Origin of the sequence: Streptomyces sp. NPDC001194, from assembly GCF_042896985.1 — a bacterium.
Lineage (GTDB): Bacteria > Actinomycetota > Actinomycetes > Streptomycetales > Streptomycetaceae > Streptomyces.
On the sequence record NZ_JBIAXU010000004.1, the window covers coordinates 498,793 to 519,056 of the forward strand.

Annotated in this window: 19 protein-coding genes; 5 read left to right on the forward strand and 14 right to left on the reverse strand. The window is 72.3% G+C overall.

The window, feature by feature from the left end:
- Positions 1 to 56: 56 nt before the first annotated feature.
- Positions 57 to 497: a YidB family protein gene (locus tag ACFY1T_RS13700; RefSeq protein ID WP_390788274.1), complete on the reverse strand. Its 441-nt coding sequence runs from the start codon at positions 495 to 497 to the stop codon at positions 57 to 59.
- Between the two features lie 107 nt (positions 498 to 604).
- On the opposite strand from ACFY1T_RS13700, the gene ACFY1T_RS13705 reads away from it, so the two are divergent.
- The 3 genes from ACFY1T_RS13705 (at position 605) to ACFY1T_RS13715 (ending at position 2,238) form a co-directional block, all read left to right on the forward strand.
- A complete protein-coding gene (locus tag ACFY1T_RS13705; protein ID WP_030870633.1) occupies positions 605 to 946 on the forward strand; it encodes a DUF952 domain-containing protein in 342 nt (113 codons plus the stop codon).
- Between the two features lie 88 nt (positions 947 to 1,034).
- The gene (locus tag ACFY1T_RS13710; protein ID WP_390788275.1) at positions 1,035 to 1,499 is read left to right on the forward strand and encodes a Rieske (2Fe-2S) protein; all 465 of its coding nucleotides are present in this window, start codon (positions 1,035 to 1,037) and stop codon (positions 1,497 to 1,499) included.
- A 28-nt stretch (positions 1,500 to 1,527) separates the two neighbouring features.
- Complete coding sequence (locus ACFY1T_RS13715; RefSeq protein ID WP_390788276.1) at positions 1,528 to 2,238, forward strand: DNA polymerase beta superfamily protein; 711 nt, start codon at positions 1,528 to 1,530, stop codon at positions 2,236 to 2,238.
- A gap of 28 nt (positions 2,239 to 2,266) precedes the next feature.
- Here the strand turns inward: ACFY1T_RS13715 and ACFY1T_RS13720 are convergent, their stop codons facing one another.
- The 13 genes from ACFY1T_RS13720 to ACFY1T_RS13780 all read right to left on the reverse strand — a co-directional run bounded on the left by ACFY1T_RS13720 (position 2,267) and on the right by ACFY1T_RS13780 (position 17,670).
- On the reverse strand, positions 2,267 to 3,295 hold the full coding sequence (locus ACFY1T_RS13720) for an ADP-ribosylglycohydrolase family protein (RefSeq protein ID WP_390788277.1): 1,029 nt from the start codon (positions 3,293 to 3,295) through the stop codon (positions 2,267 to 2,269).
- Entirely contained in the window at positions 3,292 to 4,020 is a 729-nt protein-coding gene (locus ACFY1T_RS13725) for an NUDIX domain-containing protein (protein WP_390788278.1), read from the reverse strand. Before ACFY1T_RS13725 ends, ACFY1T_RS13720 begins: the two co-directional genes overlap by 4 nt.
- Positions 4,017 to 5,105, reverse strand: a complete 1,089-nt coding sequence (locus ACFY1T_RS13730) for an AAA family ATPase (RefSeq protein ID WP_390788279.1) — start codon at positions 5,103 to 5,105, stop codon at positions 4,017 to 4,019. Before ACFY1T_RS13730 ends, ACFY1T_RS13725 begins: the two co-directional genes overlap by 4 nt.
- A complete protein-coding gene (pnuC, locus tag ACFY1T_RS13735; protein WP_390788280.1) occupies positions 5,102 to 5,698 on the reverse strand; it encodes a nicotinamide riboside transporter PnuC in 597 nt (198 codons plus the stop codon). The genes ACFY1T_RS13730 and pnuC overlap by 4 nt, the downstream gene beginning before the upstream one ends.
- A gap of 126 nt (positions 5,699 to 5,824) precedes the next feature.
- Positions 5,825 to 7,243, reverse strand: coding sequence for a pseudouridine synthase (locus ACFY1T_RS13740; RefSeq protein ID WP_390788281.1), 1,419 nt, complete (start codon positions 7,241 to 7,243; stop codon positions 5,825 to 5,827).
- The gene (gene scpB, locus ACFY1T_RS13745) at positions 7,243 to 7,863 is read right to left on the reverse strand and encodes an SMC-Scp complex subunit ScpB (RefSeq protein WP_030870656.1); all 621 of its coding nucleotides are present in this window, start codon (positions 7,861 to 7,863) and stop codon (positions 7,243 to 7,245) included. The genes ACFY1T_RS13740 and scpB overlap by 1 nt, the downstream gene beginning before the upstream one ends.
- Complete coding sequence (locus ACFY1T_RS13750) at positions 7,860 to 8,963, reverse strand: segregation and condensation protein A (RefSeq protein ID WP_390788282.1); 1,104 nt, start codon at positions 8,961 to 8,963, stop codon at positions 7,860 to 7,862. The genes scpB and ACFY1T_RS13750 overlap by 4 nt, the downstream gene beginning before the upstream one ends.
- A gap of 957 nt (positions 8,964 to 9,920) precedes the next feature.
- Positions 9,921 to 10,412, reverse strand: coding sequence for a hypothetical protein (locus tag ACFY1T_RS13755; protein WP_390788283.1), 492 nt, complete (start codon positions 10,410 to 10,412; stop codon positions 9,921 to 9,923).
- Positions 10,397 to 11,434: a ParA family protein gene (locus ACFY1T_RS13760; RefSeq protein WP_229340921.1), complete on the reverse strand. Its 1,038-nt coding sequence runs from the start codon at positions 11,432 to 11,434 to the stop codon at positions 10,397 to 10,399. The genes ACFY1T_RS13755 and ACFY1T_RS13760 overlap by 16 nt, the downstream gene beginning before the upstream one ends.
- A 459-nt stretch (positions 11,435 to 11,893) precedes the next feature.
- On the reverse strand, positions 11,894 to 13,009 hold the full coding sequence (gene ald / locus ACFY1T_RS13765; protein ID WP_030870665.1) for an alanine dehydrogenase: 1,116 nt from the start codon (positions 13,007 to 13,009) through the stop codon (positions 11,894 to 11,896).
- 152 nt (positions 13,010 to 13,161) lie between these two features.
- Positions 13,162 to 15,222: a tetratricopeptide repeat protein gene (locus ACFY1T_RS13770; protein WP_390788284.1), complete on the reverse strand. Its 2,061-nt coding sequence runs from the start codon at positions 15,220 to 15,222 to the stop codon at positions 13,162 to 13,164.
- Between the two features lie 58 nt (positions 15,223 to 15,280).
- Positions 15,281 to 15,910, reverse strand: coding sequence for an NUDIX domain-containing protein (locus tag ACFY1T_RS13775; RefSeq protein ID WP_390788285.1), 630 nt, complete (start codon positions 15,908 to 15,910; stop codon positions 15,281 to 15,283).
- 101 nt (positions 15,911 to 16,011) lie between these two features.
- A complete protein-coding gene (locus ACFY1T_RS13780) occupies positions 16,012 to 17,670 on the reverse strand; it encodes a CTP synthase (RefSeq protein ID WP_390788286.1) in 1,659 nt (552 codons plus the stop codon).
- 482 nt (positions 17,671 to 18,152) lie between these two features.
- On the opposite strand from ACFY1T_RS13780, the gene ACFY1T_RS13785 reads away from it, so the two are divergent.
- Together ACFY1T_RS13785 and ACFY1T_RS13790 are read left to right on the forward strand one after the other, a co-directional pair.
- Complete coding sequence (locus ACFY1T_RS13785) at positions 18,153 to 19,958, forward strand: glycoside hydrolase family 15 protein (protein WP_030870678.1); 1,806 nt, start codon at positions 18,153 to 18,155, stop codon at positions 19,956 to 19,958.
- 85 nt (positions 19,959 to 20,043) lie between these two features.
- Positions 20,044 to 20,264: transposase (locus ACFY1T_RS13790; protein WP_390788287.1), on the forward strand; the 221-nt coding region annotated here is incomplete at its 3' end.

Consider the following 20,264-nt stretch of genomic DNA (forward strand, 5'->3'; position numbering starts at 1 on the left):
GGGCCCGGCGGCCCGTCATGTGGGACGGCGGCCGGGCCCTCGGCGCTGCCGGCGGGCTAGAGGTTCTGCTGCCGGATGATGTCCTCGAGGGAACCGCTCGGGATCGAACCGGCCGGGCTCAGCTTGTCCACGGCCTGCGGCAGCGACCGCGCGATCTCGTCCGCGGCCTGCTCCGGGCTGACGCCCGCCTGTGCGGCGACCTGCTGCAGGGTGTCGTCCGGCAGCGCCTCGGCGATCTGGGCGCCGCTGACCGGCTTGTTGTCTCCCGTACCGACCCAGGACTGCGCCTGGTCGGCGAGACCGGACTTGCCGAGCATGTCCATCAGCCCGCCGAGCGGATTGTTCCCGCCTCCGGTCGCCTGGCCCCCGCCCGCACCGCCGCCCATGAGGGCTCCGAGCAGCGCGCCGAGGATGTTGCCGCCGCCACCGCCCGCCTGGCCGCCGCTGCCGCCTCCGAGGAGGCCGCCCAGAAGGGAGCCGAGGTCGTTACCCGCCATCGTCCATGCCTTTCGAGAGGGTTCGAGACACGGACAATGTCGCCCAATACGCAACAAGCCGCCACTTGATGCGGAATGTCCGGGGCGGGTGCGGTAGAACGACCGGCATGATCTTCCACATCGTGCCCCTCGCCGACTGGACCGCCGCGCCCGAGCTTCCGTACGCCCCCTCCTCTCTCGAATCGGAGGGCTTCGTGCACTGTTCGGCGGACCGCCCGACGGTGCTCGCGATCGCGGAGGCGCACTACCGCGACGTACCGGGTCCGCTGCTGGCCGTCGAGCTCGACGAGCGGGCCCTGACCTCGGAGGTCCGCCGCGAGGGTGAATCGGGCGGCCGCTACCCGCATGTCCACGGCCCGTTGGACCGGGCGGCCGTGGTCCGCCTCTGGGAGGTCGCGCGCACGGCGGGCGGCCCGGCGGAACTGGTCCCGTGGGAGCAGGGCTCCTGAGCCGGGCGGCGCGGGGGCTTCTCCTGCGGCCCGGTAGGGGCCAGGATGCTGCTCGCCATCCCGGAGCGACCCGATCGAGGAGCACCCCATGAGCGACCCCACGCCGACGGCCCGCCGTACGGTACTGGCGGCAGGAGCAGCCGTCGCGCTGGGCGGCGGCACGCTCACCGCGTGCGGCGGTGAGGAGAAGAGCCCGAAGAGCGAGCCGGGCAGCCCGTCGACCCCCGATGCCGCGGCCCCGTCCTCCCCCGCGGCGGGCACGGGCAAGGCGCTGCTCAAGTCCTCCGAGGTACCGGTGGGCGGCGGCACGGTCCTCAAGGACGAGAAGCTGGTGGTCACCCAGCCCACGGCCGGGTCCTTCCGCTGCTTCACGGCGGTGTGCACGCACCAGGGCTGCCTCGTGAACAAGGTGGCGGCCGGCACCATCGACTGCCCGTGCCACGGCAGCAAGTTCCAGATCACGGACGGCGCGGTGGCCCACGGCCCGGCGACCCGGCCCCTGGCGGAGAAGCAGATCACGGTGGCCCCGGACGGGAACATCTCGCTCGCGTAGCCCGGTCCCCCCGGCCTAGGCTCCGGGGATGAACGAGCCGACCACCTCCCCGGAAGCCCTGGACCTCACCCTCGTACGCGACCACACGATCTACGCGTGCGTGATGGGCTCCCGGGCGTTCGGCCTGGCGACGGAGGCCAGCGACACCGACCGGCGCGGCGTCTACCTGGCTCCGACGCCGCTGTTCTGGCGCTTCGAAAAGCCGCCGACGCACGTGGAGGGCCCGCGGGAGGAGGAGTTCTCCTGGGAGCTGGAGCGCTTCTGCGAACTCGCGCTGCGCGCCAACCCGAACATCCTGGAGTGCCTGCACTCCCCGCTGGTGGAGCGGCTGACCCCGCCGGGAGAGGAGCTCCTCTCCCTCCGGGAGGCCTTCCTCTCCCGCCGGGCGCACACCACCTTCACCCGCTACGCGGTCTCCCAGCACGCCAAACTCCTCGCGGACGTCCGCATCCACGGCGCCCCGCGCTGGAAGCACGCCATGCACCTGCTGCGCCTGCTCCTGTCCTGCCGCGACCTCCTGCGCACGGGCCGCCTGACGATCGACGCCGCCGAGCACCGCGACCGCCTCCTCGCGGTCAAGCGCGGCGAGCTCACCTGGCCGGAGGTGGACACCTGGATGACCCGCCTCCGCGAGGAGTCGGACACCGCCCTGGCCACCACCGCCCTCCCCGCGGAACCGGACCGGGCCCGCGTGGAGGACTTCCTCCTGCGCACCCGCCGCGCGAGCGCCTCGGCATAGCCGGCCGCACACCGCCGCCGCGGGGACCTCACGCGTCCCAGAGGGTGCCGAAGGCGAGGAGGGCGTCGCGGTATTCGATGCGGGACGCCCACTCCTCGGGCCAGACGGCGGCGCCGAGGTGGGCGCCCGCGAAGGCGCCGGCCAGGCAGGCGATCGAGTCCGAGTCGCCCTTCGTGCAGGCGGCCCGGCGCAGGGCCGTGAGCGGGGCGTCCGGGAAGAGGAGGAAGCACTGGAGGGCCGTGGCGAGGGCCTCCTCCGCGATCCAGCCGTCACCCGTCGTCAGGCACGGGTCCGTTTCCGGGGAGGGGGAGCGCAGGGCCGCCGTCAGGCGGTCGAGGACACCGAGGCAGTCGTCCCAGCCCCGGGCCATGAAGGACTCGGGCGTCGCGTCCGAGGCCGTGCGCATCCAGAGGTCGCCCAGCCAGCGCTCGTGGTAGCGGGTGCGGTTGTCGAGGGCGTACGAGCGCAGTTGCCCGACCAGGCCCGTCACCTCCGTGCCCTGTGCGAGGAGGTGGACCGCCCGGGCCGTCAGGTCGGAGGCCGCGAGGGCCGTCGGGTGGCCGTGGGTGAGGGCCGACTGGAGCTGGGCCGCGCCGGCGCGCTCCTCCTCCGTCCAGCCGGGGACCAGGCCGACCGGGACCACCCGCATGTTCGCCCCGCAGCCCTTCGAGCCGATCTGGCTCGCGTCCCGCCAGTTCCGGGAAGGGTCGTCCAGCAGGCTGCACGCCCGCAGGCACGTGTTGCCGGGAGCCCTGTTGTTCTCCGGGGAGTGGTACCAGTCCACGAACTCCTCGCGGACGGGGCGCGTCAGGCGCAGCGGTCCCACGCGCCCGCGTTCCGCCGCCGTGCGTATGCCGCGCGCCAGCGCCAGCGTCATCTGGGTGTCGTCCGTGACGATCGCCGGGCGGGGCAGGCGCATCTCGCGCCACGGGCCCGTCTTCGCCAGGATCGACGGGACGTCGTTGAACTCCGTGGGGAAGCCCAGTGCGTCGCCCAGCGCGAGGCCGATCAGGGCCCCCGTCGCCGGCCGCTTCCCCGAAGTCGGAGCCAGGTTCATTTCGCGTGTCCTTCCGTGGGACGGAGCAGGGGCGGGTGCAGGGCGGTCGCCGGGCCCGCCCGGTACAGGGCGGCCGGTTTGCCGCGGCCTCCGGTCAGCCGGGCCGCCCCCGGCACCGCCTCGACGAAGCCGGGCGTCGCCAGGACCTTGCGGCGGAAGTTGGGGCGGTCCAGGGCGGTGTCCCAGACGGTCTCGTAGACGGACTGGAGCTCCCCGAGGGTGAATTCGGGCGTGCAGAACCCCGTGGCCAGGCAGGTGTATTCGAGTTTCGCCCCGATGCGGGAGCGCGCGTCGGACACGATCCGCGCGTGGTCGAAGGCCAGTGGCCCGGTCTCCCCCACCGGCACCCAGCGCGCCTGTGCCGCGTCCCCGCCGCCCTCCGCCACCGGCTCCGGCATGTCCGGGACCAGCGCGGTGAAGGCCACCGAGACCACCCGCATCCGCGGATCGCGGTCCGGATCGCTGTACGTGCGCAGCTGCTCCAGGTGGAGCGCGCCGACGACCGCCTCCTGCAGTCCCGTCTCCTCGGCCAGTTCCCGGCGGGCCGCCGTCTCCGCCGACTCCCGCGGGAGCAGGAAGCCGCCGGGCAGCGCCCAGGCCCCCGCGTACGGGTCCTGGCCGCGCCGGATCAGCAGGACGTTCAACGCGCCGCCCCGCACCGTGAAGACCGCCAGGTCCACCGTCACCGCGAACGGCTCGAACGCGTGCGGGTCGTACCCCTTCACCGGTTCTCCGGGAGGGGGTCCGCAAAGTGCCGGCCCTCGGCCAGTACGTCGTCCACGGCCGCGACCGCCGCCTTCAGCCGACTCTCGCGGTCCCCGCGCACGATCAGGAAGCGCCTTCCCGTGTCGGTGAGCTCCCGGCGGAAGCGGTCCGTCATCCACGGCCTCAGGTGCTCGCCGTCGCGCAGACCATCGTCCTCGAAGGGCACGTCCGCGTGGTCCGTCAGCAGGTACAGGTCCCGGTGGGTCAGCGCGGCGATCTTCTCGACCTCCTCGCTGCGGCCCCCCGTGTACCGCTCGTGCCAGATGCCCGTCGCGAAGGAGTCGGTGTCGCAGATCAGCACCGGCGAGCCCGACCGTGCCGCCCGCTCCTCCTCCGCGTCCTGCCGCCGCGCGATCACCGGGAACTCCTCCGATCCGAAGGAGACGTCCTCCCAGGTCGCCGCCGGGTCCGCCGCGCGGGCCGCCGCCAGCTTCTCCTCGCTGTAGGTGCGCCCGTACTCCGCGACCCAGCCCGTTGCGGCCCACACGCCGCCGCGTGCCCGGTAGTGGTCCGCGAGCGCCCGCGACAGGGTCGTCGTACCGGTCGACTCGGCGCCGAGCACGACGATCCGGCGGGTCAGGGCCGCCCGTACCCCCGGCCCCAGGAACTCCCAGTTGCCGACCGGGTCCGCCCGTACCGCCGTCCCGGAGACGGGGAAGCGGGTGCGGCCCGGATCGACGCAGACCTCCTCGGCCCCGAACCGCCGGGCGAGCTCCGCCCCGTACTCCTCCGAGGTGAAGACGGCGTCGACGCGCCCCGGCACCGCGCCCCGGAAGACCGCCATGTGCGCCTCCCAGACCGCCGGGTCCCGCAGGTCGACCGGGATGTCGTCGACGGCTCCGACGACCTGGGCCCCCGGGTGCGCCTCGCGCATCCACGCCACCCGGTCGGCGAGCGGCACCGACTCCACCGAGGCGGCGCACACCAGCACGGTCAGCCGCTCGCACCGCTCCTGGGCGGTGCGCACGAGGTGGTGGTGGCCGGCGTGCGGCGGGTAGAACTTGCCGAGGACCAGGCCGTGGGCGTAGCGCCGATCGCCGCTCATGCCGTCGCCTCCGCGGCCGTACGGACACCGCGCACCGGCATCGTCCGGCGCCAGCCGAGCAGGCCCACCACGCAGAGCGCGAGGAAGCCGGCGTACAGGACCGAGGTCAGGTACAGCCCCTTGTACGCGTAGAGCGGGATGTAGACGAGGTCGGCGGCGATCCACAGCCACCACGACTCGACGAGCTTGCGGCACTGGCCGTACGTGGCCATGAGCGAGAGCCCGGTGGTCAGCGCGTCCCAGAACGGGACGGTGGAGTCGGAGACCCGGCTCAGCAGCAGCGTGAGCCCGAGCACCCCCACCGCCCCCGCCGCGGCCAGCACGGCCCATTCGGTGCGCGTGGTGCGGCGCACCGGCAGGGCCTCGGCGGTTCCTGGTCCACCCCCGTGGGTCCAGGACCACCAGCCGTACGCGGCGAGGGCGATGAAGACGATCTGGAGCCCGGCGTCGGCGTACAGGCCGGACTGGGCGAAGAGCACGATGAAGAAGACGTTGTTCGCGATGCCGATGGGCCAGTTCGCGACGTGCTGCCGGGCGACGAGCCAGACGCACAGGGCTCCGGTGGCGAAGCCCAGGATTTCGGTCCAGCTCATGACGCCCGACCCCCTCGTTCTTTAATAGTCATGTTGACTATAAACAGGCAGGCGGGTCCCTGACAAGCGAGAAGCCCGCAGTGCCACGTGGGCACTGCGGGCTTCTCACAGCCGGAGGGCGAGGGGTTACAGACCGACCTCGCGCATGAGCATGCCGACCTCGGTGTTGGTCAGGCGGCGCAGCCAGCCGGACTTCTGGTCGCCCAGCTCGATCGGGCCGAAGGAGGTCCGGACCAGCTTCTCGACCGGGAAGCCGGCCTCTGCCAGCATGCGGCGGACGATGTGCTTGCGGCCCTCGTGGAGGGTCACCTCGACCAGGTAGTTCTTGCCGACCTGGTCGACGACGCGGAAGTGGTCGGCGCGGGCGTACCCGTCCTCCAGCTCGATGCCGTCCTTGAGCTTCTTGCCGATGTCGCGCGGCAGCGGGCCGGTGATCGCGGCGACGTACGTCTTCTTCACGCCGTACTTCGGGTGCGTGAGGCGGTGGGCCAGCTCACCGTGGTTGGTGAGGAGGATGATGCCCTCGGTCTCCGTGTCGAGCCGGCCGACGTGGAAGAGCCGGGTCTCGCGGTTGGTGACGTAGTCGCCGAGGCACTGGCGGCCGTCCGGGTCCTCCATGGTGGAGACGACGCCGGCGGGCTTGTTCAGCGCGAAGAACAGGTACGACTGGGTGGCGACCGTCAGGCCGTCCACCTTGATCTCGTCCTTCGGCTGGACGCGCTTGCCCTGCTCCAGCACGATCTCGCCGTTGACCTCGACGCGGGCCTGCTCGATGAGCTCCTCGCACGCGCGGCGCGAACCCATGCCGGCACGGGCGAGCACCTTCTGCAGGCGCTCGCCTTCCTGCTCGGCGCCCGGGAAGGTCTTCGGGGTCTTGATCACGGGCTTGTCGGCGTACCGGTCGCGCACGCGCTCCTCGATCCGCGCGTCCAGCTCGCGGGGACGGGACTGGCCGCTGCGGCTGCCGGGGCCGCGGCGCGGGCCGCCGGCCCCGCCGATGCCGGGGGTCTTGGAGGTGCGGGGACCGCCCTTGGCGCCACCGCGCGCCGCGTCGCCGCGGGCACCGCCGCCGCGGTTGCCGTCGGCCGCGCCGCGGGCACCGCCGCCGCCGGCCTTGGCACCGCCGCGGCCGTTGCGCTCGCCCTCGGGGCCGACGTCGTAGCGGCGCTCCTCGGGGCGGGGGTTGCGGATGCGGGGCGCGGGCTCGCGGTCGCGGTCGGAGCCGCCGCCCTGGTAGCCGCCACCGCCGCCGCCCTGGTAGCCACCGCCGCGGGAGCCGCCCTGGTAGCCACCACCGGAGCTGCCGCCGCGGGAGCCGCCCTGGTAGCCACCACCGGAGCTGCCGCCGCGGGAGCCGCCCTGGTAGCCGCCGCCGGAGCTGCCGCCGCGGGAGCCGCCTCCCGAGCCGCTGCCGCCGCCGGAGCCGCCACCGCGGTAGCCGCCACCGCCGCCGCTGGAGCTGCCGCCGCGGGAGTTACCACGCCCGCCGCCGCCACCGCCGCCGCTGTTCCTGTTGCCACCGTTGCCGTTGCCGCTGCTTCGCATCAAAGTTCCGTCGTCTTGTCGTCTTCATCGGTATCCGGTGCATCCGGATCGAACGACGGAACACCCTCTTGCGTCTCGGCTTCGATCGCGTCCGCCTCGGGGAGGAAGGGCGCGAGCTCCGGGAGCTCATCCAGGCCGCGCAGGCCCATCCGCTCCAGAAAGTAGTTCGTCGTCCTGTACAGGATCGCACCTGTTTCGGGTTCCGTGCCCGCCTCGGCCACCAGACCGCGCTGGAGCAGGGTCCGCATGACCCCGTCACAGTTCACTCCGCGGACCGCCGAGACCCGCGATCGGCTCACCGGCTGGCGGTACGCGACCACCGCCAGCGTCTCCAGGGCCGCCTGGGTCAGCCGGGCCTGCTGCCCGTCCAGTACGAAGCGCTCGACGGCGTCGGAGTACTCCGCCCGGGTGTAGAACCGCCAGCCGCCGGCGACGAGCCGCAGCTCGAAGCCGCGCCCCTGGACGGTGTACTCGTCGGCCAGCTCGCGCAGGGCGTCGGCGACCTCGCGCGGGGTGCGGTCCAGCACCTTGGCGAGGTGCGCCTCGGTCGCGGGCTCGTCGACGACCATGAGGACGGCCTCCAGGGCGGGCTTCAGCGCGAGGCGGGCCACGTCGCTCATTCCTTGACCTCCACGATCCGGTCGAACTCGTCGGTGACGGTCGGCATCCCGTCGCCGTCCCCGCCGCTCCAGCGGACGGTGAGCGTCCGCAGGGCCTCCTCCTGGTCGAGGGCCACCGCCTTCTCGCGGTAGAGCTCCAGGAGGGCCAGGAAGCGCGCGACGACGGTGAGGGTGTCCTCGGCGTCCTCGGTCAGCTCCTGGAAGGTGGCCTCGCCGCGGGCCTTCAGCAGCGCGACCACGACCGCGGCCTGCTCCCGCACGCTGACGAGCGGGGCGTGGATGTGGTCGACGTAGACCTGGGGCTTGGCCTTGGGCTGCATGGCCTTGACCGCGAGCCGGGCGAACCCCTCGGCGCCGATGCTGATGACGACCTCGGGCAGCAGTTCGGCGTGGTGGTCCTCGAGGCCGACGGTGCGGGGGTAGCGGCGGCCCTCGCTCTCGGCGCGCTGCTCGAAGATCTCGGCGATCCGCTTGTACGCGCGGTACTGGAGCAGCCGGGCGAAGAGCAGGTCGCGGGCCTCGAGCAGGGCGAGGTCGGCCTCGTCCTCGACCTCGGCGGCCGGCAGCAGGCGGGCCGCCTTGAGGTCGAGGAGGGTGGCTGCGACCACGAGGAACTCGGTGGTCTGGTCGAGGTCCCAGTCGGGGCCCATGGCGCGGATGTGCGCCATGAACTCGTCGGTGACCTTGGACAGGGCGACCTCGGTGACGTCGAGCTTGTGCCGGGAGATCAGCTGGAGCAGCAGATCGAAGGGTCCCTCGAAGTTGGCCAGCCGCAGCGTGAACCGCCCGCCGGCGTCGCCGGTGCCGCCCTCCGCCCCCGCGGCGGCCGCACGAGCCCCGGGAGGCCCCTCCGCGGCTTCCTGGCCGGCCTCGGCCCCCACGGCGGCCACCGGGTCCGCCGGGTCCGCCGGGGCGGCCGTACGGGGCTCAGCGAGCGCGTCAGCGGCCGCGGGGATCCGATCGGGGTCCTCGCCCGGCCCGCCCCCCGCGGGCCCCTCAGGGGCCGCGTGAGCGTCTCGGGGCTCGGACTCGGCCCGGGCACCGGGCCCGCGACCCAGACTGCGGCGGGCGGGGCGGCCGGGATCGGCGGGAAGGGGCATCAGGGTCCAAGGCGGTACGGAAGCGGTGTCGGTCGGCCGGAGCCAGCCCCAAGGCTGCCACGCCCGACCCGCCTCCCTCCCCCGGACCCGCCCGGGGGGCGGATGCCGCGGGGCGGAAGCGGAGGGTCGACCGGCGGAGGGGGCGGCGGCAGCCGGGGGAAAGTTCGAGGCCGACCGGCGGAGCGGGGGCGGCAGCCGCCGGGGGAACGTACAACGCCGACCGGCGGAGCAGGGGCGGCGGTCGCCGGGACAGGAGCGGAAAGTCGACCGGCGGAGCGGGGGGCGGCAGTCACCCGGGGGGAACGTTCGAGGTCGACCGGCGGAGCAGGGGGCAGGAGACGCGCGAGCGGGGGCGGGAAATCCCCACCGGGGGTGCGGTCAAGGCAGGCCCGGTGCCCGCCCTCCCTGCCTTCCGACCGCCCGTCACGGGCCCTCCTGCCGCCTGTGCCACCGGTCACCACGGGTAGGAGGGTCCACCGGCCCGAAATCCCCGCCAGGTCGGCATCAGACACCGTCACAGCAGCGACCACGCCCGGAAGCGACGCGCAGGGCGGGCACACGGGACGGCACGACGGACAGGGCGTCGTAAGGCGCGGGGAAGACCGGCCCGCAGGCCGCATCCGGCATCAGGACCGGCGGGCAGGGGCGGCTTCGGGCCTGCCCGCAGGACCACACCCCGCACTCCACCGACACCGCCCCACCGGAGCCACCGCCACTCACCACCACCCCGCACAACCGCCAACCGGCGGCCCGGAAGCGACGCGCAGGGCGGGTACACGGGACGGGACGACGGACAGGGCGGCGTAAGGCGCGGGGAAGACCGGCCCGCAGGCCGCATCCGGCAACAGGACCGGCGGGCAGGGGCGGCTTCGGGCCTGCCCGCAGGACCACACCCCGCACTCCACCGACACCGCCCCACCAGAGCCACCGCCAGCACCCCGCCCGCCGCTCAGCCGGTCAGCGGCCGCGGAGTCTGCGGACCAGGATGCTCGCGTCGCCGCGGGACTCCAGGTCCGCGAGCACGACCGCCACCGCCTCGCGGACTATGCGGCCGCGGTCCACGGCCAGCCCGTGCTCGCCGCGCAGCACCAGCCGCGCGTGCTCTAGGTCCATGAGCTCCTCGGCGGAGACGTAGACCGTGATCTTCTCGTCGTGCCGTTCGCGCCCGCTGGGCCTGCGGTTCGCCCCGCGGCCCTGGCCCTTGCCCCGCCGGGGCTCCGGGCTGACAGAACCTTCCTGCGGGCGCCGGGGTGCGACCACCGACTCCGGGCCGGCCGCCGCGGCCTCCCGGCTGCGGCCCTCGCCCGCCGTGCCCTCCGCCGACGACGCCGCGTGCTCCCCGGCGGTCGACTCCTCCGGGCCTCGCCTCGGCGAGGACGACTGGAGCGCCATCCCCCCGGTCGTACGGAACAGTTCGTCGGCTCCGGGCAGACTCACTCGGCGTGACACCGGGCGAGCACCTCCCTGGCCAGCTGGCGATAGGCGGCGGCTCCGACGGAGTTGGAGGCGTACGTGGTGATCGGCTCGCCGGCGACCGTGGTCTCCGGGAAGCGCACCGTACGGCCGATGACCGTGTGGTAGACGTGGTCGTCGAAGGCCTCGACGACGCGCGCCAGCACCTCGCGGCTGTGCACCGTACGGGAGTCGTACATCGTGGCGAGGATGCCGTCGAGCTCCAGCTCCGGATTGAGCCGCTCCTGCACCTTCTCGATGGTCTCGGTCAGCAGGGCCACACCGCGCAGTGCGAAGAACTCGCACTCCAGCGGCACGATGACCTTGTGAGCCGCCGTCAGGGCGTTCACGGTCAGCAGGCCGAGCGAGGGCTGACAGTCGATCACGATGTAGTCGTAGTCGGCCATCAGGGGCTTGAGCGCCCGCTGCAGCGTCGACTCTCTCGCGACCTCGCTGACCAACTGCACTTCCGCAGCGGACAGGTCGATGTTGCTCGGCAGCAGGTCCATGTTCGGAACCGCGGTCTTGAGCAGCACCTCGTCGGCCGACATGCCCCGCTCCATGAGCAGGTTGTAGACCGTCAGGTCGAGTTCCATCGGGTTCACGCCGAGGCCCACGGACAGCGCGCCCTGCGGGTCGAAGTCGACGAGCAGCACGCGGCGCCCGTACTCGGCGAGCGCCGCACCCAGGTTGATGGTCGACGTGGTCTTGCCCACGCCGCCCTTCTGGTTGCACATCGCGATGATCTTCGCCGGACCGTGGTCGGTCAGCGGACCCGGGATCGGGAAGTACGGCAGCGGCCGTCCGGTCGGGCCGATCCGCTCCCGGCGCTGACGGGCAGCGTCGGGGGCGAGGGTGGCCGCGTACTCGGGGTCGGGCTCGTACTCCGCGTCCGGGTCGTAGAAGTGCCCTTCGGGCACGTTTTCGTAGTCGGCGAAACCCACGGGCTTTTCGCCGCTCAGGTCGCCGGCCCTGGAGTTCACGTCTAGGCCGTCCATGCTCTTTTGGGGCGTCGTCATGTGCTGGTGGTTTGCGAAGGTGCGGACCGCGACGGAGCCGACCGCTTCGAGCCCGCCGGATCCTTGGCCCCGGTCTGGCGTCCCTGCTCGACCACCCCCGGGAGCAAATGTCGACTCATTCACAAGTCGTCTTACCTCCTCGGACGTGACCAGGACACTTATCGATAGGTCAGCGTGGCACCATGCCGACGGTTGGCGACTCTATGGCGTGTCACCACTCAGCGGCAACACAATCCGTCGGACCGGCAACGATGTGTCGGCAACCGAACACCACTCTGTCAAGGGCGTCCAGGCCGTCACCGCGAAGTTTCGCGGGTGCGCGAAAGGGTTAAAGGGTTACGTTCGAGGCGAGTTGAGCCGTGAACGCCCGCACCCCGCAAACGCCTCCGGCCGGACCTTGGGGGCAAGGTCCGGCCGGATACGTGAGATTGACGTCAGTCGTTGACGGGGTCTGACCGATCAGCCGAGCAGCGTGCTCAGCTCGAGGGTCGGCAGGCCGTGCGCCTCGGCGACCGGACCGTAAACGACCTGGCCGTCATGGGTGTTGAGGCCCAGCGCGAGCGCGGGGTCGCGGCGCAGCGCCTCGGCCCAGCCGAGGTTCGCGAGCTGCACGATGTAGGGCAGCGTGGCGTTGGTCAGCGCGTAGGTGGAGGTGTTCGGCACCGCGCCCGGCATGTTGGCGACGCAGTAGAAGACCGAGTTGTGGACCTGGAAGGTCGGCTCGGCGTGGGTGGTCGGACGGGAGTCCTCGAAGCAGCCGCCCTGGTCGATCGCAATGTCGACAAGGACACTTCCGGGCTTCATCTTGGCGACGAGCTCGTTGGTGACCAGCTTCGGGGCCTTCGCACCCGGGATCAGCACGGCGCCGATGACGAGGTCGGCCTCGACGACGGCCTTCTCCAGTTCGTAGGCGTTGGAGACGATCGTCTTGATCTTCGTGCCGAAGATCTTGTCGGCCTCGCGGAGCTTGTTGATGTCGCGGTCGAGCAGGGTCACGTGGAAGCCCATGCCGATGGCGATCTGCGCGGCGTTCCAGCCGGAGACGCCGCCGCCGATGACCACGCACTCGCCGGCGTGGGTGCCGGGCACGCCGCCGGGGAGGACGCCGCGGCCGCCGGCCGAGCGCATCAGGTGGTAGGCGCCGACCTGCGGGGCCAGGCGGCCCGCGACCTCGGACATCGGGGCGAGCAGCGGGAGCGCGCGGTTCGCGAGCTCGACCGTCTCGTACGCGATGGCGGTGGTGCCGGACTCCAGGAGGGCGTCCGTGCACTCGCGGGAGGCCGCAAGGTGCAGGTAGGTGAAGAGGGTCTGGTCCTTGCGGAGGCGGTGGTACTCCTCGGCGATGGGCTCCTTGACCTTGAGCAGCAGGTCGGCGGTGGCCCAGACCTCGTCCGCGGTGCCGAGGATCTCGGCGCCGGCCGAGACGTACTCGGCGTCCGTGATCGAGGAACCCACACCGGCGTTCTGCTCGACGAAGACCTGGTGGCCGTTGCGGACCAGCTCATGCACGCCGGCGGGCGTGATGGCGACCCGGAACTCGTTGTTCTTGACCTCGCGGGGGATGCCGACCTTCATCGTCGATCACGGTCCTTGGCTCAGGGGATTTTTCGGGGCACTTCCATACATACCCGCCCACAAGAACGCGCAACGGGATGCACCACGGGATGTCGTGGTGAAGCCAGTCTAATGAAGGACGACGCGCTGTCTAGCCTTGCAAACCAATAATCTCAGTCGGAACCACTACGGATTTCGCAGGCTGCGGGGTCGTCTCCCAGCAATCTGTCGGCTGCGGACCGGTGCAGCCTCGCGGCGGCCGGGTCTCCGAGGCGGTCGAGAGTGTCCGCGAGGCGGACCTGGAGCGCGGCCTGAAGCCGCAGGTCCCCGGCCCGGCGCGCGAGCTCCACCGCCTCGCGGCAGGTGTGCAGCGATTCCTCGGGGCGCCCGGCGTACTCCTGGATTCGCGCCATCTCGCTCAACGCCTTTGCCTGGCCGGGTACATCGGCCAGCTTCCGGTACCCCGCGGCCGCGGTCCGCCAGCTGCGCAGCGCGTCCCCGTAGCGGCCCGCGTACGTGTGCACGTTGCCGAGCCGTCCGTAGAGCCGGGCCTCGTCCGCCCGCTCCCCGCGCGCGAGTGCCTGGGCCAGGGCCCGGCCGAACCAGTCGGCGGCCCGGTGCCAGTCCGCGAGCTCCTGGTACGCGCCGCCTACGGATTCCATCGCGCGGCCCGTCGCGTACGGGTCGTTCGCCGCCCTTCCCGCGTCCAGCGCGGCCCGGTAGCGCTCCAGCGCCTCCTGGGTGCGGCCGGTCTCGGCGTCCAGGTCGGCCAGGTTCAGCAGGGCCGCGGCCTGCTCCCGGTGCAGGCCGCGGCGCTCGGCCACGTCCAGGACCAGGCGGTGCAGCCCGTACAGCTCGGGGGCGGCCCCGGCGGTGCCGCGGTGCTCGGCCAGCGCCCGTACGAGGGCCGCGACCAGCCGGCGGGCCAGGGTGTCCAGCCCGCCGTCGGCGACGGCCAGGGAGGCGGCCGCGGACAGTGCGGGCAGCCGGGTGTCGAGCCACTTGGCGGCGGCCCGCCGGTCGGGAAAGCGCAGCGCGCGCGGCAGCCCCTCCAGCCGCTCCCGTACGTCCGCCCCGTCCGCCCCTTCGTCGTCGGGCTCGGCCATGACCCGGCAGGAGTGCAGCAGGCGTACGGTGCGCTCCAGCATGCGGGCCCGGGCCAGCTCGACCTCGCCGGCGCGCTCCTTGGTTTCCAGCAGGGCCTGGATCAGCGGCACCAGGCAGCCGGGCAGCAGGAAGAGCCCGTCGGAGGCCGGGCGCAGGAGGCCCAGCCCGGCGAAGTCGTCCAGGGTGGACTGGGCGGCGGCCACGGAGCAGCCGGCGAGGGCGGAGGCGGTGTGCGAGTCGACGATCCCGGCGGGGGCGAGCGGCAGCAACCGGAGGGTGCGCTGGGCGGGCTGCGGCAGGGATTCGTAGACGAGCCGGAAGCCGCGGCCCAGCGGCCCGCTAGTGCCCGGCGGCATGTCGTGGAGCTGTTTGGCCACGTCGGAGACGGCGGCCTTGGGGTGCGCGGCGAGCCAGCCGCCGACCAGGGCCAGCGCGGCGGGCTGGCCCCCGCACTCCTCGGCGAGGCCCTCGGCGGCGCGCGGGTCGACGGTGATCCGGGTGTCCCCGATGCGCTGGGCCAGCAGCTGGACCCCCGAGGGGGTGTCGAGCCCGCCGAGGGTGCAGGGGCGGACATCCGGAATCCCGGTGAGCGGCCCCTCGGCCGTGATGACGACGAGGCATTCGGGAGTGTCCGGCAGCAGGGCGTCGACCTGGTAGGGATCGGCGGCGTCGTCGACGAGCAGGATCGCCTTGCGGTGGGCGAGGGCCGCGCGCAGGGCGGAGCTGAGCTCGTCCTCGGCGGCGCCGGGCGGCGTGGGCTCCCCGAGCCCCTCCAGGAGGGTCCGGATCGCCCGCTCCGTGGCGACGGTCTGCCCGCCGGGGGTGGTGAGGCGGGTGCGCAGGACCCCGTCGGGGTAGTCCTCGCCGACCTCGCGGACGAACGCCTCGGCGAGGGCGGTCCGCCCCGACCCGGGGCGCCCGGCGACGAGCAGCACGCGCGCCCTGGGTGACTTGGCCTTGCGTCCGGAGAGGGTGTCGAGCCCGGTCCGTGCGATGTCCTCGCGCAGCTCCTTGAGCTCACGCCGCCGCCCGACGAAATCCGTCACGGATCCGCTCCTCTCCCTGCCTTCGGGTTGCGAGCGTAGTTCACGCAGAGCGACGACCCGTGTGGAGCGCGGCGGACACATCGCCCGATCGGATCAGCGGATCGTCACACCACGCTCCCGCGGGCCCGGAGAGGGAGGATCACACCTCGTACGGGCGGGCCGGCCACGGGGCCTGCGCCGGCCGCAGGGCGTCCAGGCCGCCCGGGGCGGCGAGTGCGGCGGACAGTGCCAGGGCGCCCGTCACCAGGCCGGGGTTGCCCAGGCGGCCTTCGAGGATCCCGCGGACCAGGTCCGCGAGCGGGACGCGGGCGACCTCCATGTCCGCCTCCTCCTCGGAGACCTCGTACCGCTCCCCCTCCGCCTCGGAGAGGCCGCGCGCGAGGAAGATCCGGATCGCCTCGTCGGAGCCGCCGGGGGACGCGAAGAAGTCCGCGAGCACCCGCCAGTCCTCCGCCTTGACGTGCGCCTCCTCGTACAGCTCCCGCTGGGCCGCGTGCAGCGGGTTCTCACCGGGCACGTCGAGCAGCCCGGCCGGCAGCTCCCACAGCTTGTGGCGTACGGGGTGGCGGTACTGGCGCAGCACGAGCACGCCGCCGTCCTCGTCGAGGGCGAGCACGCACACCGATCCGGGGTGCACCTGGTAGTCCCGGCGCACCACCGATTCGTCCGGCATCCTCACCTGCTCCGAGCGGACCGCCGTCTTCGCGCCCTCGAACGGGGTCCGTGAGGCGATGACCTCCCACGACTCCCCGGCGTCTGCGATGCCCATGGCCATGACCCGTACCCCGTACCTTCCGAGAAGACGCGTCGCGAACGCGACGGCCGGGGCACGTTCCGTGCCCCGGCCGTCTACGTTATGCGGTCAGACCGTCACTTGGCCTTCGCGGCCTGCTGGCGCTCCACCGCGGCCTTGACCAGGCCCGCGAAGAGCGGGTGCGGCCGGGTCGGGCGCGAGCGCAGCTCCGGGTGGGCCTGGGTGGCCACCAGGTAGGGGTGCACCTCGCGCGGGTACTCGACGTACTCGACGAGCTTGTTGTCCGGGGAGGTGCCGGAGAAGACGATGCCCGCCTTCTTCTCCAGCTCGCCGCGGTAGGCGTTGTTGACCTCGTAGCGGTGGCGGTGGCGCTCGTCCACGTACGCCTGGTCGCCGTAGACCTCGCGCACGATCGAGCCCTCGGCGAGCTTCGCCGGGTACATGCCCAGGCGCATCGTTCCGCCCAGGTCGCCCGCGCCCTCGACGAAGGCCAGCTGCTCCTCCATCGTGGAGATCACCGGGTGCGGGGTCGAGGCGTCGAACTCGGTGGAGTTCGCCTCGGCGATGCCCGCCAGGTTGCGCGCGGCCTCGATGACCACGCACTGCAGGCCCAGGCACAGGCCGAGCAGCGGGATCTTGTTCTCCCGGGCGTAGGTGATCGCGCCGACCTTGCCGTTGACACCGCGGTCGCCGAAGCCGCCGGGCACGCAGATCGCGTCCACGTCGGCCAGCTGCGCGGCGGCGCCGGCCGGGGTCTTGCAGTCGTCGGAGGTGACCCACTTGATCTGGACGCGGGCGCGGTTGGCGAAACCGCCGGCGCGCAGCGCCTCGGTCACCGACAGGTAGGCGTCGGGCAGGTCGATGTACTTGCCGACGAGCGCGACCTTGACCTCGTGGTCGGGGTTGTGGACCCGGTCCAGCAGGTCCTCCCACACCGTCCAGTTGACGTCGCGGAACGGCAGGTCGAGCTTGCGCACGACGTACGCGTCGAGCCCCTCGGTGTGCAGCACCTTCGGGATGTCGTAGATCGACTTGGCGTCGATCGCCGCGACCACGGCCGCCTCGTCGACGTCGCACATCAGCGAGATCTTGCGCTTGATGGAGGTCGGGACCTCGCGGTCGGCGCGCAGCACGATGGCGTCGGGCTGGATGCCGATGTTGCGCAGGGCCGCGACCGAGTGCTGGGTCGGCTTGGTCTTCAGCTCGCCGGAGGGGCCGATGTAGGGCAGCAGCGAGATGTGCACGACGAAGACGTTGTCGCGGCCGACCTCGTGGCGGACCTGGCGGACGGTCTCCAGGAACGGCAGCGACTCGATGTCGCCGACGGTGCCGCCGACCTCGGTGATGACGACGTCGACGTCCGCGGTCGCCATGCGGCGGATGCGGTGCTTGATCTCGTTGGTGATGTGCGGGATGACCTGCACGGTGTCACCGAGGTACTCGCCGCGCCGCTCCTTGGCGATGACCTGCGAGTAGACCTGGCCGGTGGTGACGTTGGCCGAGCCGTCGAGGTCGACGTCGAGGAAGCGCTCGTAGTGGCCGATGTCCAGGTCGGTCTCGGCGCCGTCGTTGGTGACGAACACCTCGCCGTGCTGGAAGGGGTTCATCGTGCCCGGGTCGACGTTCAGGTACGGGTCGAGCTTCTGCATCGTGACCCGCAGGCCGCGCGCCTTGAGCAGCGCACCCAGGCTGGAGGCCGTCAGGCCCTTGCCGAGGGACGAAGCGACACCCCCGGTGACGAAGATGTGCTTGGTCGTCATGGATTTGGGCGGCATCGCCAAGAGGGGGCTCCCGTGGTCGCGAAGTGAGGTGCGTCCGGCGCCGGCCACCATCGAACCGGAGGCTCTCAGGGGGCGCCGAAGCTGCGGTTTCGGGGCTCCTGATTCGCACAGGCAGACCACCGGTCCACGGGGTACCAGCCTATCAGCGCCCGGGCCGGTCCGCCTCCGGCCACGCGCCGCCACGACCGCTCGACGGAGCGCCACCGGCAGCCCCCGGGCCGGTCACGTCGACATTCCCCCAGGTCACCCATTCGGACTAGACACATTGTCCTCGGACTTCAGGAGATCACTAGGGTGCCGTCATATCCTGCTCGGATATCGCATCACATCGCCGCCGAGCAGTCCGGCAGACGGCGTAACCCGGCCGCATCCGGAATCATGAGCTCAGTGCGGGGATCCATACCCACGGGACCGCGCAACCGCGCAATGCAAGCGCCCTTCGGGGCGGACGTGGCCGTTCGACTGGGAGATCTAACGTGTCCGGGCGCATCGAGGATTACGCACTGATCGGGGACATGCAGACCGCCGCACTGGTCTGCCGGGACGGATCGGTGGACTGGCTGTGTCTGCCCCGTTTCGACTCCCATGCCGTCTTCGCGAGCATCCTCGGAACGGAGGATCACGGCTTCTGGCGCATCGGCCCGGCGTTCCCCGGGGGCGCCGCGGCCCCCGCGGCGACCCGCCGCCGCTACCAGGGCGACTCGCTGATCCTGGAATCGGAGTGGGACACGCCGCGCGGCACGGTCCGCGTGACCGACTTCATGCCGCCCCGCGAGGACCACGCGCCGCAGCTGGTGCGCATCGTCGAGGGCGTCAGCGGGCGCGTCCCGATGCGCTCCGCTCTGCGCATGCGTTTCAGCTACGGCCGGGTCGTGCCCTGGGTGCACAAGGTCGACGGGCGCACCGTCGCCGTCGCGGGCCCCGACTCCGTCTGGCTGGACACGGACGCGCAGACGTACGGCAAGGACCTGACGACGTACTCCGACTTCACCGTCGGCCCCGGCGACCGCAAGGCCTTCTGCATCAGCTGGCAGCCCTCCCACAAGGGCGCCCCGGACACCCCCGACGCACAGGAGGCGCTGGCGACCACGGCCGCGTTCTGGCGCGAGTGGGTCGACCACTGCACGTACCACGGCCCCTACCGCGAAGCCGTGATCCGCTCCCTGATCACCCTCAAGGCGCTCACGTACGGCCCCACCGGCGGCATCGTCGCCGCGCCCACCACCTCCCTCCCGGAGGAGATCGGCGGGGTCCGGAACTGGGACTACCGCTACACGTGGCTGCGCGACGCCGCCATCACCCTCTCCTCGCTGCTGCGCACCGGCTACCGCGAGGAGGCCCAGGCCTGGCGCGAGTGGCTGCTGCGCGCGGTCGCCGGGGACCCGGAGAACCTGCAGATCATGTACGGGATCGCGGGCGAGCGGGAGCTCGGCGAGACCGAGCTGGACTGGCTGCCCGGGTACGAGAACTCCCGGCCGGTCCGGGTCGGCAACGGGGCCGCGCACCAGCTCCAGCTGGACGTGTACGGCGAGGTCACCGAGGCCCTGCACCTGGGCCACATGACGGGCCTGGCGCGCAACGACTACGCCTCGGTGCTCCAGCTGAAGCTGATCCGCTACCTGGAGGAGCACTGGGACCAGCCGGACGAGGGCATCTGGGAGGTGCGCGGCCCGCGCCGCCACTTCGTGCACTCGAAGGTGATGGCGTGGGTGGCCGTGGACCGCACGATCAAGCTGATCGAGAGCGGGGACGCGGACGGCCCGCTGGAGCGGTGGCGCGAGATGCGCGACGAGATCCACCAGGACGTGTGCGAGAAGGGCTACGACAAGGAACGCAACACGTTCACCCAGTCGTACGGCTCGAAGGAACTGGACGCCTCGCTGCTGCTGATCCCGCAGATGGGCTTCCTGCCGCCGGACGACAAGCGGGTGATCGGGACGATCGAGGCCATCCAGCGCGAGCTGTCGACGCCCGACGGGTTCATCCTGCGCTACCCGACGACGGGCGGCGAGGCCGGCGTGGACGGCCTCGAGGGCGACGAGGGGGCGTTCCTCGCGTGCTCGTTCTGGATGGCGGACGACCTGGCGATGATCGGCCGGGTCGACGAGGCGCGCCAGCTGTTCGAGCGGCTGCTGGCGCTCCGCAACGACCTGGGGCTGCTGGCGGAGGAGTGGGACCCGCGCCTCCAGCGCCAGGTCGGCAACTTCCCCCAGGCCTTCAGCCACGTCCCCCTGATCGACACGGCGCTGCGTCTGACGGCGAGCGGGGCGTACGGGGGCTAGGGGGTGTCTTGCCGATCACGCCGGGCTGATCGACAAGACACCCCCTAGGGCGTGTCCGCAATGTCGATTGGTCGTTACTGCGTTCGTGGTGCGACGTCATGAACTGACTGATCAGGCCTGGGAAGTCATCGGACCGTTGTTGGCTCCGCCCCGGATGGGGCGTCCAGTGCGGGACAGGCGGCAGGTCCTCAACGGCATCCTGTGGAAGCTTTCCACGGGTGCGGCCTGGCGGGATCTGCCCGAGCGGTATGGGCCGTGGAAGACGGTCTACGAACGGTTCCGTCGCTGGTCAGCTGACGGAACCTG

Excerpts from the sequence above, each read along its gene's own strand:
- ACFY1T_RS13775 (WP_390788285.1), bottom strand. The coding sequence starts at position 15,910 with ATGGGCATCGCAGACGCCGGGGAGTCGTGGGAGGTCATCGCCTCACGG.
- ald (WP_030870665.1), bottom strand. The coding sequence starts at position 13,009 with ATGAAGGTCGGCATCCCCCGCGAGGTCAAGAACAACGAGTTCCGGGTC.
- scpB (WP_030870656.1), bottom strand. The coding sequence starts at position 7,863 with ATGAGCGACGTGGCCCGCCTCGCGCTGAAGCCCGCCCTGGAGGCCGTC.
- ACFY1T_RS13705 (WP_030870633.1), top strand. The coding sequence starts at position 605 with ATGATCTTCCACATCGTGCCCCTCGCCGACTGGACCGCCGCGCCCGAG.
- pnuC (WP_390788280.1), bottom strand. The coding sequence starts at position 5,698 with ATGAGCTGGACCGAAATCCTGGGCTTCGCCACCGGAGCCCTGTGCGTC.
- ACFY1T_RS13750 (WP_390788282.1), bottom strand. The coding sequence starts at position 8,963 with ATGCCCCTTCCCGCCGATCCCGGCCGCCCCGCCCGCCGCAGTCTGGGT.
- ACFY1T_RS13730 (WP_390788279.1), bottom strand. The coding sequence starts at position 5,105 with ATGAGCGGCGATCGGCGCTACGCCCACGGCCTGGTCCTCGGCAAGTTC.
- ACFY1T_RS13740 (WP_390788281.1), bottom strand. The coding sequence starts at position 7,243 with ATGCGAAGCAGCGGCAACGGCAACGGTGGCAACAGGAACAGCGGCGGC.
- ACFY1T_RS13720 (WP_390788277.1), bottom strand. The coding sequence starts at position 3,295 with ATGAACCTGGCTCCGACTTCGGGGAAGCGGCCGGCGACGGGGGCCCTG.
- ACFY1T_RS13715 (WP_390788276.1), top strand. The coding sequence starts at position 1,528 with ATGAACGAGCCGACCACCTCCCCGGAAGCCCTGGACCTCACCCTCGTA.
- ACFY1T_RS13700 (WP_390788274.1), bottom strand. The coding sequence starts at position 497 with ATGGCGGGTAACGACCTCGGCTCCCTTCTGGGCGGCCTCCTCGGAGGC.
- ACFY1T_RS13770 (WP_390788284.1), bottom strand. The coding sequence starts at position 15,222 with ATGTGTCCGCCGCGCTCCACACGGGTCGTCGCTCTGCGTGAACTACGC.
- ACFY1T_RS13760 (WP_229340921.1), bottom strand. The coding sequence starts at position 11,434 with ATGACGACGCCCCAAAAGAGCATGGACGGCCTAGACGTGAACTCCAGG.
- ACFY1T_RS13710 (WP_390788275.1), top strand. The coding sequence starts at position 1,035 with ATGAGCGACCCCACGCCGACGGCCCGCCGTACGGTACTGGCGGCAGGA.
- ACFY1T_RS13780 (WP_390788286.1), bottom strand. The coding sequence starts at position 17,670 with ATGCCGCCCAAATCCATGACGACCAAGCACATCTTCGTCACCGGGGGT.